Below are 13,939 nucleotides of genomic sequence, written 5' to 3' on the forward strand. Positions count from 1 at the left end.
TCAGCGCACTGTGTGCACGATCAACACGTCGGAGGTGGACTTGCGGGCAACGTCCGACGGCACCGACCCGAGAAGGCGACCGGTCAGAGTGTTGAGTCCGCGATTGCCGATGACGACGAGGTCTGCTTCGACCTCTTCGATGAGGGTCAGCAGGGAGTCGACGGGCGCGCCCACGATCGGCCGCTCGACGACGTCCTTCGCGCCCGCTACCGTCGCCTTCTCCCGAGCGGTGCGGAGGATGTCGTAGGTCGGTGCGGACCCGGTGACCTGGTACGCCTCGTCGCGGAGGACGTCGGCCGCCTGGGCGGTATCACGGGCGTCAACAGGGTAGTACGCGCATGCGATCACCAGTTTGGCCCCGGCGTCCGCAGCGAGAGCAGCTGCCTTCTCCACGGCGCGGTACGACGACTCCGAGCCGTCGGTGCCGACGACAATGGTCCGGTAAGCGGTCATTCAGTCCTCCATCGATGATGTGTCGGCGCGGTGGCCGATCGGTGGCGACGGATCGAACAGGCGATCCCCCACACCTGATGCTGGCAAAGACACTAGCGGTCGCGGGGATACAGGTGGGGTGTTTGGGGTGGACACCTCATCCGCCCCCATTGTGTGTGTTACCTCGCGTCACCGAAACGTGGTCCGAACATGCCTCCGGGGAGCGGCCCGCCATCGGCGATCGTGTCGCGCCACGGTACGGCAAGGTCGAGCAGCCGCTCGACCACCTCCTCACCGGCTGCCGCCCACGGCGCAACCCCGAGATCGTCGGTGAGGTCCTCGACCAGCTCACGCACTTCGAATCCGTCGCCCGTCAACGCACCTGCGCGGTCGAGCAGTCCCGCCTCACGCAAGGCGGACTCGGCCCCGTCCCATTCTTCGGCGGTCCAGCCTCTGTTCGCCTTCACGAATTCTGCGGTGAAACCGATCCCGCTGGCGGTGTGTGTGACGAGCGCGTCGAGTCCCGTGAGCCCGGCGCCCAGCAACGCTGCGACGTGTCCGTCCCCACGGTATTCACGAAGCAGGGTCAACGCGTGCCAGAACACCAGGTGCGGCGCCTCCGGCCACGGCTGATCGGCGTACCCGGCGTAGAGTGCCCTGCCGTCGACGCCGGGGATCGACCGGGCAATGGTCGCAGCCAACTCCGCGGCCTCGACCATCTCCGGTGAAGCGATGACATCCGCTCCGAGCCACCGGGTCATCGCGGCATCCACTCCACGTACGCGAGCGGCATACACCGCGGACGGTGCGGCGATCTCCCATGCCGCGGGCAACGCCGCGCCGATCAGTCGCGGCGCGAAGTTGTAGAAGGTGGCGGTCGCAACAGCCGGCCCGACCGTGCCCATCGGCGCGACCCGCGACGCCACATACTTCATCGCAGAGCCCTTCAGCCCGAGCTCCCCCAGCTCCGAATGCACTTCCGGAGCGAAATACGTGAACGAATGAAGGAGCTCGAGGGCGCGAGCGGCGCGACCGGCGGCAGCAGAATCCATGAATCGGGACACTACGGCACCCGGCCGGCGCGACCCGGACGTGATTGCCGTCGGGGGTGATTACTGGAGTCCAGCGGCGTCCATACCTCGCAACTCCTTCTTGAGATCCGAGATTTCGTCGCGTAGACGGGCGGCGAGCTCGAACTGCAGGTCGCGAGCCGCTTGCATCATCTGGTCGGTCAGTTGCTGTACGAGATCGGCGAGTTCCGCGCGAGGCATCGATTTCGCGTCGCGACCCTCGACCACACCTGCACTGCCGGTCCTGCCCGATTCGCCTGCGGCCCGGCGGCCGCGGCTGGCGTTGCGGCCCGACCCGCCCACCTCGATCTTCTCGGAGTCCTCGGCCTCCTCGTAGACCTGATCGAGGATATCGGCGATCTTCTTGCGCAACGGTTGCGGATCGATACCGTGCTCGACGTTGTACGCGATCTGCTTCTCACGGCGCCGTTCGGTTTCGTCGATGGCGCGCGCCATCGAGTCGGTGATCTTGTCGGCGTACATGTGAACTTCGCCGGAAACGTTGCGGGCCGCACGACCGATCGTCTGGATCAGCGACCGGGTCGAGCGGAGGAAACCTTCCTTGTCAGCGTCGAGGATCGCCACGAGCGACACCTCGGGAAGATCGAGACCTTCTCGAAGAAGGTTGATGCCGATGAGGACGTCGTATTCCCCGAGTCGGAGTTGGCGGAGCAGTTCCACGCGCCGCAGGGTGTCGATATCGGAGTGCAGGTACCGTACGCGCACCCCGAGCTCGAGAAGGTAGTCGGTGAGGTCCTCGGCCATCTTCTTCGTCAGAGTGGTCACGAGAACGCGTTCGTCGCGCTCGACACGCCCCCTGATCTCGTGCAGAAGATCATCGATCTGCCCCTTCGTGGGTTTGACGACAACCTTCGGGTCCACGAGCCCGGTGGGACGAATGACCTGTTCGACGAACTCGCCGCCGGCCTGCCCGAGTTCGTACTCGCCGGGGGTCGCCGACAGATACACGGTCTGGCCGATCCGTTCGGAGAATTCCTCCCAGGTCAGGGGACGATTGTCGACGGCGGACGGAAGCCGGAACCCGAACTCGACGAGGTTGCGCTTGCGCGACATGTCGCCCTCGTACATCGCGCCGATCTGCGGCACTGTCACATGGGACTCGTCGATGACCAGCAAGAAGTCTTCGGGAAAGTAATCGATGAGGGTGGCGGGCGCAGACCCCGGACCGCGCCCGTCGATGTGTCGCGAGTAGTTCTCGATGCCCGAGCAGAAGCCGACCTGACGAATCATCTCGAGATCGTATTGTGTGCGCATCCGAAGCCGTTGCGCCTCGAGGAGCTTTCCGCGGTTCTCGAGATCGGCGAGACGCTCCTCGAGTTCGGATTCGATCGAGTTCAAGGCGCGTTCCATGCGTTCGGGACCCGCCACGTAGTGCGTTGCGGGGAAGATGCGTAGCGAATCCACCTTGCGGATCACGTCGCCGGTGAGCGGATGCAGGTAATAGAGGGCGTCGATCTCATCACCGAAGAACTCGATGCGGACTGCGAGCTCTTCGTAAGCAGGGATGATATCGACGGTGTCGCCCTTCACGCGGAAAGATCCGCGCGTGAATGCCATGTCGTTGCGCGTGTACTGCACGTCGACCAGCAGACGGAGCAGGGCGTCACGGGGTACTTCGACACCGACCTCCAGCTGCACCGACCGGTCGAGATAGGATTGCGGCGTGCCGAGTCCGTAGATGCACGAGACGGACGCAACGACCACGACATCGCGCCGCGAGAGCAGCGCCGAGGTGGCGGAGTGCCGCAATCGTTCGACGTCGTCGTTGATGGACGAGTCCTTCTCGATGTAGGTGTCGGTCTGGGCGATGTACGCCTCGGGTTGGTAGTAGTCGTAGTAGGACACGAAGTACTCGACCGCATTGTGGGGAAGCATCTCGCGCAGCTCGTTGGCGAGCTGCGCGGCGAGAGTCTTGTTCGGTGCCATCACCAGGGTGGGGCGCTGCACCCGCTCGATCAGCCACGCGGTGGTCGCGGACTTACCGGTGCCCGTGGCACCGAGGAGTACTACGTCCTTCTCCCCCGACTTCAGGCGGCGCTCCAGTTCGTCGATGGCGACGGGCTGGTCGCCCGCGGGCTCGTACTCGCTGACCACTTCGAAACGTGCGTCGGTGCGCTCGATCTCTCCGACCGGGCGGAACTCGGAATGGGCAACAACAGGATGCTCGCTTGCGAACGCCATGCGATCCAGGGTAGGCGCTGCCACCGACAATTCCGGCACCACCGAGCACACGGTCCCGCACTGGCCGGCAACAGGTCGCGGTAGCGTGCCCACATGGCGCACCGTCTTCATCCGATCAAGGTGGAACGATTCGACGTGACCGCCCGGACCAACACCGACCCGAAGGGCACAGTGCGACCGGTCGAGTGTTTCCGAGTGCTTCCGTGGGGCTTGTACATGGCCCGAACCGCAGATCATGTCCAGTTCGACTACCTCGAATCCTGGCTGTTGCCCTCTCTGCATCTGCGAGCATCGATCTTCCACTTCCGGCCCGGACACGAACGCGATCAGGACCGCTACGTCGACGTCGGAGCCTTCTGGCGCGACGGTGACGTCTGGCATTCACGCGACCACTACCTCGATCTGGTGGTTTCGACGGGGCGCAGCACCCGTGTCGAAGACATCGACGAGTTGTTCGCGGCCGTGGCAGCCGGTGTGCTCGACACCGACGATGCCGAGCGAGCGGTCGCCACCACTGTCGCGGCGGTCGACGGAATCGCCTCCCACGGTCATGATCTGGACGCGTGGCTCACCGCCCAGGGCTTTCCTGTCGAATGGCGCTGAAACGATTCGATGCGCACAATGAACCGTTCACACGCATTCTCGCGCGATATCGCTGGGCATAACATCCGAAAACCCCTGGAAATCGCATAATTCGACAGCCGCGACGAGACCCACGCAAATATCTGCAGACCCCGCATGTTACTGTTTCGCGGTCAGCGAGCATTTGCATCACACGTGAAAAATCTCCGGACGAACGACCGGAGGGCAATCGGTGCCGGCAGAGCGAGGAAACCCCTTCCTGCCGGCACGCGTGGCGCCGAAACACTTTCTCGAGCGCGCAGCAGCACCGCTGCTGTCCCGTTGACGTGCGCCCACAAATGGGCGTTGACCAGCAGGATACGTGCCCCGCGTGTCCGGAGCGGGCCGCGGCAGCGTCGCATCCCCTGGCCGTACGGGTATACCGTCCGCCCACCGGTGGATAGCCGAAACCGATTTCGAGTCGCACTGTGCCCGCGCCGGGCACCATGTCGATACGAAGGAGGTTGCATTGAACAGCACCGAGCTCGTTCAGTTCAGTGCCGTGACAGTTGTTCTGTTGCTTGTCTTATTCTATGGTGGAACTTTTATCATTTCGGCCCGGATCGGCAAAAAAGAAGAAAATGCCGACGGGTACATGACTGCCGGAAACAAAATTGGATTCGGCGTCTCGGCCGCGAGTATGACGGCCACGTGGATCTGGGCGTCCTCGCTCTACGCGTCCGCAACCTCGGGATATACCTACGGAATCTCCGGTCCTATCCACTACGGACTTTGGGGCGCGTTGATGATTCTGTTCATCTACCCCTTCGGCAAGAGGATCCGCGCGGTCGCACCCAAGGCACACACCCTGGCCGAGGTGATGTACGCACGACACGGCGCGTCGAGCCAGTTGATGCTCGCCGGATCGAATGTGGTGGGCAGCCTCATCAGTCTGATGTCGAACTTCATCGCGGGCGGCGTCCTCATCTCGATGCTTTCGCCGTTCTCGTTCGTCCAGGGCATCGTGTTCATCGCAGCCGGCGTGCTCCTGTACACGCTGTGGTCGGGGTTCCGAGCGTCGGTACTCACCGACTTCGTCCAAGTGGTGGCGATGCTCGGAGCAGTTGTGGTGATCATCCCGGCCGTCTTCTTCATCACAGGATTCCCCGGCGCCTTCGAGACAGGTGCGAGCAACCTCAGCGAGCAGCAGAGCAATTTCTTCTCCAGCGACGCGTTCCTCAACCAGGGTGCCCCCTATATCGCAGCGGTGCTCGCCTATGCGATCGGAAACCAGACCATCGCACAGCGTCTGTTCGCGGTACGTGAAGACCTGATCAAGCCCACGTTCATCACCGCAACCGTGGGTTACGGCGCGACGGTCATCGGCGTCGGAATGTTCGGTGTCCTCGCGCTGTACCTCGGGATCGACCCGATGGACGGGGACGTCAACAACATCATTCCGCAGATGGTCGCCTCGTATCTACCGACGGTCCTGGTGGTGCTGTTCTTCGTCATGATCATCGGGGCACTCTCGTCGACGGCGGATTCCGATCTCGCCGCCCTTTCGTCGATCATGATGGCCGATGTGTACGGCCAGAACATCGCCGGCGGCAAGAAGCACGCCGACCCCCAGCGCATGCTGTTCGTAGGTCGGGCCACGATGGTGCTTGCCACCGCGGCAGCAGTCGGATTCGCCAGTATGCGCCTGAACATCCTCGACCTGCTGGTGTTCGTCGGCGCGCTGTGGGGCGCACTCGTCTTTCCCGTGATCGCCAGCTTCTACTGGGGCAAGGTCACCAACAAGGCGTTCACCACCTCGGTGGTGCTCGCACTCGCCTTGTTCCTTCCGGTGCGATTCGAGTGGATCGCGATGGACGGCGCGGTCGGCTACCTCGTCGATGTCGTCTCGGTCGTCGGCGTAGGCGTGATCGCCGGGTTGATGGCATTCGGCTTCTTCGGACTGCGGGTCGCGCAGATCGTGGGCGTCGTGGCCGCGCTGATCGCCGCTCCGTTCTCGATCGGCTTCCTGCACGACTACGCGGTCCTCAGCGCGTCGCTGGTGGCGTACGCGGTGAGCACGGTGGCGTGCTGGGCAATGTCGGTGAACAGCAAGGAAGAGTTCGATTTCGATGTCATCGCACAGCGTGTCGGCGATTTCGACCCCGCGGAGGCCAACTCCGACGAGGATCCCGACAACGACCCGACCCTGACGAAGGACCGCGCATGAGTACCGTTGCCCTGACCATCTACGTCCTGATCTGGCCGCTTCTGGTGGCGCTGGTGTTACTCGTTCTCGGCCGCGGCTTCGCCAAGGAATGGCTCGAATCCCGGCGGAACGGTGAGGATCTGGTCTGATCCACCTTCGTGGCGCATCCGACTCGGCCCGCAGGAACGACACTGCCGTCGTCCTGCGGGCCGAGTCACTCAAGGGCCTAGTCACGCAAGGACAGTGGTCACTTCAGATGAGACCCGAGGAACGCTTCGAATGCCGAACCGCTCCTGTCCTCCGACACACCGGACGCGGTGTTGCCGGTCACCATCATCGCCGCGAGTTCGTCGGCGGCTCGGCAGATACGTCGCGGCAGTCCGTCCTCACCCCGGTTCGCCCCGCCCCCGAAATCTTCGGTGGCGGCAAAGATTCCCGTAGGCACCACGACCGCGCCCAGGAACGCGAACAACGGGCGCATCGCGTGGTCGAGCACGAGCGAGTGCCGTGCACTGCCCGCGGTGGCCGCGATGATCGTCGGCGTGCCGCGCAGCACATCGGGGTCGAGGGCGTCGAAGAACATCTTGAACAGTCCGCTGTAGCTTGCGGTGAACACCGGGGTCACAGCCATGAGCCCGTCCGCGCGTGACACGCGTTCACGGATGTCGGCCAGCGCGGATGTCGCCACCTGCGTGCTCATCATGGTTGCAAGGTCTCCGGCAACGTCACGCACTTCGACGATATCGACGTCCAGCGATTCACCGCGCGCCTCGATCGCGGCGATCACCGCGCCGGAGATCCGATCGGACAGCAGTCGGGTGGACGACGGTTGCGACAGCCCCCCGGTGACCACGATCACGCGGCGAGTCACTTCGACGCTCCCGTGGTCGACGCTCCGGTGGTCTCCGTGTCGATCGTGGCGGGCACGACGAGCCGATGCGGCGAGTCCGGTCCGGCCGCCAGCAAGGAGGCATGGGTCGGCGGATCCGAAGGCACGTGCGCCGGACGGCGACGCTCGAACTCGGTACGCAGCACCGGAACCACCTCGCGACCCAGGATCTCGATCTGTTCGAGAACGACATCGAGCGGCAGACCCGCATGGTCCATGAGGAAGAGTTGACGCTGGTAGTCTCCGGCGTAGTCGGCGAATCCGAGGGTACGCTCGATGACCTGCTCGGGCGTACCGACCGTCAGCGGCGTCATCGTACCGAACTCCTCGAGCGACGGTCCGTGCCCGTACACGGGTGCGTTGTCGAAGTACGGCCGGAAGCGGCTCTTGGCCTCGGCTTCGGTGTCGGCCATGAACACCTGTCCCCCGAGCCCGACGATTGCCTGCTCCGCGGCGCCGTGCCCGTACTGCTCGAATCGGGTGCGGTAGAGCGAGATCATCTGCTGGATGTGTTCCCTGTTCCAGAAGATGTTGTTGTGGAAGAACCCGTCGCCGTAGAAGGCGGCCTGCTCGGCGATCTCGGGTGAGCGGATCGATCCGTGCCAGACGAAGGGCGGGATGCCGTCGAGGGGCATCGGTGTGGAGGTATAGCCGTGCAGCGGGGTGCGGAACTTGCCGTCCCAGTCGACGACCTTCTCACGCCACAGGCGGCGCAGCAGGTGATAGTTCTCGATCGCAAGGGGGATGCCCTGCCGGATGTCCTTGCCGAACCACGGGTAGACCGGCCCTGTGTTGCCGCGTCCCATCATCAGATCGACGCGCCCGCCGGAGAGGTGTTGCAACATCGCGTAGTCTTCGGCGATCTTGACCGGATCGTTGGTGGTGATGAGGGTCGTCGCTGTCGAGAGGACCAGGTTCTCGGTCCTGGCTGCAACCCAGCCGAGCATCGTCGTCGGAGAGGACGGCACGAAGGGCGGATTGTGGTGCTCGCCGGTGGCGAAGACATCGAGCCCGACCTCTTCGGCCTTCAGAGCGATCTTCGTCATGGCGACGATGCGGTCGTGTTCGGTGGGTACCTGCCCCGTCGTGGGATCGCGGGTCACGTCTCCGATGGTGAAAATCCCGAATTGCATGCCCCGAACCTCCGTTAGATCGTTGAACAGTCAACTACCTTAACGGTCCGCTTCGGCGGTTTGTTCCCTGACTGCGTTCGCTCGGCGCGACGACCTGCCTCGTCGATGCCTAAGGTACTAGATCGACCAGCCGGTTGCGTCAGCCCAATCCGACGCCCGGCGGTAAGCCCGGTCGAACCACGGCTCCTTGATTTCTCGGTACACCGCCGCGGCACGCAGGGGATCGGGCTCGTCGGCAGCCGACCGCGCCGCTGCGCGCTTGACTTCCGCATACTCCTGAGCGGCCTCCGCGTCGGCCCGCAACCAATCTCGCAGAAGCAAGGAGAACCGTTGCCCGGGCCACCCTTCAACTCTCAGCGCCACCCGCGCGGGGCGGCCGGGATCGGCACTACCGTGCAACCTCATCGACCACACTGCGGGATCGGTCTCACCGCTCGCACTGTAGGACGGCTTCGGGGTGTCATGGTCGATCTGCTCGATCCGCGGGAAGCCCGCCGCCGCGAGCGGCTCGAGCAATGCATCGGCGTCCGCGAGATCGGCGACGGTGACCTGAAGATCGAGCATGTCCACCGCGTCGAGTTCGGGCACCGCGGTCGATCCCACGTGGTCGATGCGCACCGCAAGCCCACCACACGCGAGAGCCAGTCGCGCTACGAGACGCCGGGCCTCCGGCTCCCATCGAGCCTGTGCCGGTTCGAGAACCGGCTCGGCCGACACGGCTGTGCGGGTGCGGAGGTTCTCCTCGAACGGCACCAGTCGCTGCTCCCACAGCTGTCGGACCACCTCGACAACGGCGTCGGGCTCACCGGTGTTGTCGAGCCAGATGTCGGCAACTTCACGACGCTGCTCTTCTGTGGCCTGCGCGCGGATCCGGGCCTTCGCATCGGATTCGGGCATACCCCGCAGCGTCACGAGGCGACGCAGGCGTTCCTGCTCACCGGCATGCACGACCGCGACGAGGTGGAACGAGGGGGCCATGGAACCTTCGACGAGCAGCGGAATATCCTGCACGACAATCGCATCGTCTGCGGCTTCCTCGACGAGTTCGACCGTACGACGACCGACCCGGGGGTGCGTGATCGCATTGAGCACCGCGCGCGCTTCGTCGGTCACGAACGCTTTCTCCGCCAGCACCGGGCGATTCAAAGAACCGTCCGGAAGCAGGATCTCGTCGCCGAACGCATCGACGAGTTCTTCGAGCCCCTCCGATCCCGGCGCCACGATTTCCCGCGCGATCACGTCGGCGTCGACGAGAACCGCTCCGAGTGCAACAAGCTCCCTCGCCACGGTCGACTTCCCCGCGCCGATGCCTCCGGTCAACCCCATTCGCAACACGTCGCCCAGTCTTGCATCACCGACCGTGATACCGGAACTCGGGCTGCCGCAGTCACATCGCGGTCACGAGCGGGTCACAGGCCGATCGCGACTGATCCACCGCGAGTGAAACACGCCTCTCACCTGCGCCAAATGCAGCATTCGCGTCTCTCGGTCGGATATCGTCGTCCAGAAGCGTCCGACCACGGAGTCCAGTCCACTCGAGAAGGCAAGAATGCGATCCTCCCAGTCATCACCCGGTCGGCATCGCCTCGGTATGGAAAACGGTGTTCACTGCATCCTCATCCCCGAGGTGGCCGCCGCACTCACAGAGCACCGACGCAATTGGTTCACGATGCTCCTGACCAACGCGCGCCACAGCCAGGCCGCCATTCGTAAGCGCGCAACCGGACTGCCTGCCCAGTGGGCGACACCCGCTGTGGGCTGATCACCCGGAGAGCATCCGACACCACACGGATGCCGGGCACGACTCGACCGACGGCCCCTCCCCTGCGGGAGGGGCCGTCGACGTCACAGGGGCTCACTCCCCCGGCCCATCTGCGCCATGCCACACGGTCCCGGAAAAAGCGGACGACCCCGCACCTTCCGGTGCGGGGTCGTCCATCTAAGCGCTCTATCAGGCGTTGCCCGACAGCTTCTCGCGCAGTGCAGCGAGCTGAGCATCGCTGGCGAGCGAGCCGCCACCGGTGGTCTCGGCCTCGCCGGCCTCGGGGGCCGAATCCGAGGAGTAGTTGCTGCTGGACACGCCTGCAGCAGCCTCGGCCGCCTCGTCGGCAGCCATCTTCTCGATCTGCGCAGTGTGCATCTTGTGACGACGCTCGGCCTCCGCGTAGCGGGACTCCCACTCCTCACGCTGCTTCTCGAAGCCCTCGAGCCATTCGTTGGTCTCGGGATCGAAGCCCTCGGGGAAGATGTAGTTGCCCTGCTCGTCGTAGCTGTCGGCCATGCCGTACTTCGACGGGTCGAACTCGGCCGTGTAGTCCTCGTTCGCCTGCTTGAGCGACAGGGAGATACGACGACGCTCGAGATCGATGTCGATGACCTTGACCATCGCGTCGTCGCCGACTGCGACAACCTGGTCCGGAACCTCCACGTGGCGCTCGGCCAGCTCGGAGATGTGCACGAGGCCTTCGATTCCCTCTTCGACGCGGACGAACGCACCGAACGGAACGAGCTTGGTGACCTTGCCCGGAACGATCTGGCCGATCGCGTGGGTCCGGGCGAACTGACGCCACGGATCTTCCTGCGTCGCCTTGAGCGACAGGGACACGCGCTCGCGGTCGAGATCGACGTCGAGAACCTCGACGGTGACCTCGGTGCCGACCTCGACAACCTCGGACGGGTGGTCGATGTGCTTCCAGGACAGCTCGGAGACGTGCACGAGGCCGTCGACACCGCCGAGATCGACGAAGGCGCCGAAGTTGACGATGGAGGACACAACGCCCTTGCGGACCTGGCCCTTCTGGAGCTGGTGCAGGAACTCGCTGCGGACCTCGGACTGGGTCTGCTCGAGCCATGCGCGGCGCGACAGAACCACGTTGTTGCGGTTCTTGTCGAGCTCGATGATCTTGGCTTCGATCTCCTTGCCGACGTACGGCTGGAGGTCGCGGACGCGACGCATCTCGACGAGCGATGCGGGCAGGAAGCCGCGCAGACCGATGTCGAGGATCAGGCCGCCCTTGACGACCTCGATGACGGTGCCCTTGACGGCCTCGTCCTTCTCCTTGAGCTCCTCGATCGTGCCCCACGCGCGCTCGTACTGCGCACGCTTCTTGGACAGGATCAGGCGGCCTTCCTTGTCCTCCTTGGTGAGGACCAGGGCCTCGACCTCGTCGCCCACCGACACGACCTCATTGGGGTCGACGTCGTGCTTGATCGAGAGCTCGCGGGACGGGATGACGCCTTCGGTCTTGTAACCGATGTCGAGCAGCACCTCATCGCGATCGACCTTGACGATGGTGCCTTCGACGATGTCGCCATCGTTGAAGTACTTGATCGTGGCGTCGATGGCGGCGAGGAAATCCTCGGCGGAGCCGATGTCGTTGACGGCTACCTGCGGCGAGGTGACGGTGGTGGAGGCCATGTGTTTGAGTTGCTCCGGACGGGTTGATAGTCGGTTGATTAACGCTTTCGGACAGGTGGACCGGCGCCGACGTGCACATCACGCGCTTTCCACCACGAGTACCCTCGTGCAGGCCGGTGAAGGACAGAACTCGGGATACTCGCGTGCACCAGGCTACGCGGTCCGGTATCGCCCCGGCAAACTCACCCGGCAGGAACCGCCCCGCGTTCCGCGAGCATGATGGTCATCAGACCCGATTCTCTGCTCTGCTCCTGCATCATCGCGCGCCATTCACGGCAACGCCTTCCAATTGCGAATCCCGATGGGGAACCGTCTACAGTGCACGTCCTACGCTGTTTACATGTCCGACGCGCCCCTGCCACCCGATCCTCGTCACGCCACCGCCAACGCACTGCTCGGCACATCGAAGGCCGGCCGCGCACGCGTGGGCAGCCGCGACAGTGAACACGCGAGTCGCACCTGGTGGGACGCCGACGCCGGCGACTACCACCGCACACACGGCGAGTTCCTCGGAGTGGATTCGGTCGCGGGCGAATTCGTGTGGTGCCCGGAGGGCCTGCACGAAGGCGATGTCCATCTCCTCGGTGACGTCCACGGCAAGGACATCCTCGAACTGGGCTGCGGGTCTGCACCGTGCGCACGCTGGCTCGCCGAGGAGGGTGCCCGTGCCGTCGGACTCGACCTGTCGATGGGCATGCTCTCGCGGGGCGTAGACGCGATGAACCGGGGTGGTCCGCACGTGCCTCTCGTGCAGGCCGGCGCGGAGAACCTGCCGTTCGCCGACAACAGTTTCGATATCGCGTGTTCGGCCTTCGGTGCGGTCCCGTTCGTCGCCGATTCGGCACAGGTGATGCGGGAGGTCGCGCGGGTGCTGCGTCCCGGCGGACGGTGGGTGTTCTCGGTCAACCACCCGATGCGGTGGATATTCCCCGATGATCCGGGCGAGCGCGGACTGGTCGCAATGTTCCCCTACTTCGACCGCACCCCGTATGTGGAGGTCGACGACGACGGCGTCGCCACCTACGTAGAGCATCACCGCACCATCGGCGATCGGGTCCGGGAACTGGTCGCAGCCGGTTTCGAGGTCTACGACATCGTCGAACCCGACTGGCCCGAACATCTCGACCGGGAGTGGGGCCAGTGGAGCCCGCTGCGCGGCGAGATCTTTCCCGGCACCGCGATCTTCTGCGCCCGCATCGCGAACAGTGGGGAGTCGAGCCCGGTATCCGGGCTCTGATCTCGGCTATTCGTCGTCAACCCCGCACGCGGGCGAGGAATTCGCGGGTCCGCTCCTGCTGCGGATTGCTGAGCACGTCCCGGGGCAGCCCTGCCTCGACGACGACTCCGCCGTCCATGAACACCAGTTGATCGGCGACCTCCCGAGCGAACCCCATCTCGTGGGTGACCACCACCATGGTCATGCCGCCATCGGCGAGATCGCGCATCACGGAGAGCACCTCCCCCACCAGTTCCGGATCCAGCGCCGAGGTGGGTTCGTCGAACAGCATGAGTTTCGGTTCCATCGCCAGCGCTCGCGCTATCGCGACACGCTGCTGCTGACCACCCGACAGCTGGGCCGGATAGGCGTCGGCCTTGTTGCCCAGCCCGACCTTCGACAGCAGATCATGTGCCCGCTCCGTGGCTTCGCTGCGACGCATCTTCTTCACCAGGATCGGCGCCTCGATGACGTTGGCGAGCACCGTCCGGTGCGGGAACAGGTTGAAATGCTGGAAGACCATCCCGATGTCGCGGCGTTGTTTCGCGGCCGTGCGGGGATGCAGTTCGTGGAGTTTGCCTCCGCGTTCGGCGTAGCCGACGAGCGTGCCGTCGACATAGAGCCGTCCGGCGTTCACGCGTTCGAGGTGGTTGATGCACCGCAGGAACGTCGACTTACCCGAGCCGGACGGGCCGATCAGGCACGTGACCTGCCCGCGCTGCACCTCGAGCGAGATACCTTTGAGCACTTTGACGGCACCGTAGTTCTTGCACACCCTATCGGCCCGCACCATGGGAGCGTTCTCCGGCTCG

13 protein-coding genes are annotated in these 13,939 nt (G+C 64.6%); 5 read left to right on the forward strand and 8 right to left on the reverse strand.

The window, feature by feature from the left end:
* The 3 genes from MWU77_RS18325 to uvrB form a co-directional block, all read right to left on the reverse strand.
* The gene (locus MWU77_RS18325; protein ID WP_169686706.1) at positions 1 to 453 is read right to left on the reverse strand and encodes a universal stress protein; all 453 of its coding nucleotides are present in this window, start codon (positions 451 to 453) and stop codon (positions 1 to 3) included.
* Positions 454 to 611: 158 nt separating this feature from the next.
* The gene (locus MWU77_RS18330) at positions 612 to 1,484 is read right to left on the reverse strand and encodes a hypothetical protein (protein ID WP_247274426.1); all 873 of its coding nucleotides are present in this window, start codon (positions 1,482 to 1,484) and stop codon (positions 612 to 614) included.
* A gap of 60 nt (positions 1,485 to 1,544) precedes the next feature.
* Positions 1,545 to 3,704 (reverse strand): excinuclease ABC subunit UvrB, encoded by a 2,160-nt coding sequence (gene uvrB / locus MWU77_RS18335; protein WP_247274427.1) that lies wholly within the window; start codon positions 3,702 to 3,704, stop codon positions 1,545 to 1,547.
* A gap of 93 nt (positions 3,705 to 3,797) precedes the next feature.
* On the opposite strand from uvrB, the gene MWU77_RS18340 reads away from it, so the two are divergent.
* From MWU77_RS18340 to MWU77_RS18350, 3 genes are all read left to right on the forward strand, one after another.
* Entirely contained in the window at positions 3,798 to 4,307 is a 510-nt protein-coding gene (locus MWU77_RS18340) for a DUF402 domain-containing protein (RefSeq protein ID WP_169686700.1), read from the forward strand.
* Between the two features lie 487 nt (positions 4,308 to 4,794).
* Positions 4,795 to 6,492 (forward strand): sodium:solute symporter family protein, encoded by a 1,698-nt coding sequence (locus MWU77_RS18345; RefSeq protein ID WP_169686698.1) that lies wholly within the window; start codon positions 4,795 to 4,797, stop codon positions 6,490 to 6,492.
* Positions 6,489 to 6,620: a putative transporter small subunit gene (locus MWU77_RS18350; RefSeq protein WP_240958888.1), complete on the forward strand. Its 132-nt coding sequence runs from the start codon at positions 6,489 to 6,491 to the stop codon at positions 6,618 to 6,620. Before MWU77_RS18345 ends, MWU77_RS18350 begins: the two co-directional genes overlap by 4 nt.
* A 98-nt stretch (positions 6,621 to 6,718) precedes the next feature.
* On the opposite strand, the gene MWU77_RS18355 is transcribed toward MWU77_RS18350, so the two are convergent.
* The 3 genes from MWU77_RS18355 to coaE form a co-directional block, all read right to left on the reverse strand.
* Positions 6,719 to 7,342, reverse strand: a complete 624-nt coding sequence (locus tag MWU77_RS18355) for an FMN reductase (protein ID WP_247274428.1) — start codon at positions 7,340 to 7,342, stop codon at positions 6,719 to 6,721.
* Entirely contained in the window at positions 7,339 to 8,493 is a 1,155-nt protein-coding gene (locus MWU77_RS18360; protein ID WP_247274429.1) for an LLM class flavin-dependent oxidoreductase, read from the reverse strand. Before MWU77_RS18360 ends, MWU77_RS18355 begins: the two co-directional genes overlap by 4 nt.
* Before the next feature lie 117 nt (positions 8,494 to 8,610).
* Positions 8,611 to 9,828, reverse strand: coding sequence for a dephospho-CoA kinase (gene coaE, locus MWU77_RS18365; RefSeq protein ID WP_247274430.1), 1,218 nt, complete (start codon positions 9,826 to 9,828; stop codon positions 8,611 to 8,613).
* Positions 9,829 to 10,042: 214 nt separating this feature from the next.
* Here coaE and MWU77_RS18370 point away from each other — a divergent pair, with 214 nt between their 5' ends.
* A complete protein-coding gene (locus MWU77_RS18370; RefSeq protein ID WP_169686690.1) occupies positions 10,043 to 10,255 on the forward strand; it encodes a hypothetical protein in 213 nt (70 codons plus the stop codon).
* Between the two features lie 189 nt (positions 10,256 to 10,444).
* Here MWU77_RS18370 and rpsA read toward each other — a convergent pair whose 3' ends face one another.
* Entirely contained in the window at positions 10,445 to 11,911 is a 1,467-nt protein-coding gene (gene rpsA, locus MWU77_RS18375; protein WP_169686688.1) for a 30S ribosomal protein S1, read from the reverse strand.
* A 340-nt stretch (positions 11,912 to 12,251) separates the two neighbouring features.
* Between rpsA and MWU77_RS18380 the strand changes: the two genes are divergently transcribed.
* The gene (locus MWU77_RS18380) at positions 12,252 to 13,148 is read left to right on the forward strand and encodes a class I SAM-dependent methyltransferase (RefSeq protein ID WP_169686686.1); all 897 of its coding nucleotides are present in this window, start codon (positions 12,252 to 12,254) and stop codon (positions 13,146 to 13,148) included.
* A gap of 16 nt (positions 13,149 to 13,164) precedes the next feature.
* Here the strand turns inward: MWU77_RS18380 and MWU77_RS18385 are convergent, their stop codons facing one another.
* Positions 13,165 to 13,920, reverse strand: a complete 756-nt coding sequence (locus MWU77_RS18385) for an amino acid ABC transporter ATP-binding protein (protein ID WP_169686875.1) — start codon at positions 13,918 to 13,920, stop codon at positions 13,165 to 13,167.
* Between the last annotated feature and the right edge of the window lie 19 nt (positions 13,921 to 13,939).

Origin of the sequence: Rhodococcus sp. F64268 (assembly GCF_023015605.1) — a bacterium.
Classification (GTDB): Bacteria; Actinomycetota; Actinomycetes; order Mycobacteriales; family Mycobacteriaceae; genus Rhodococcus.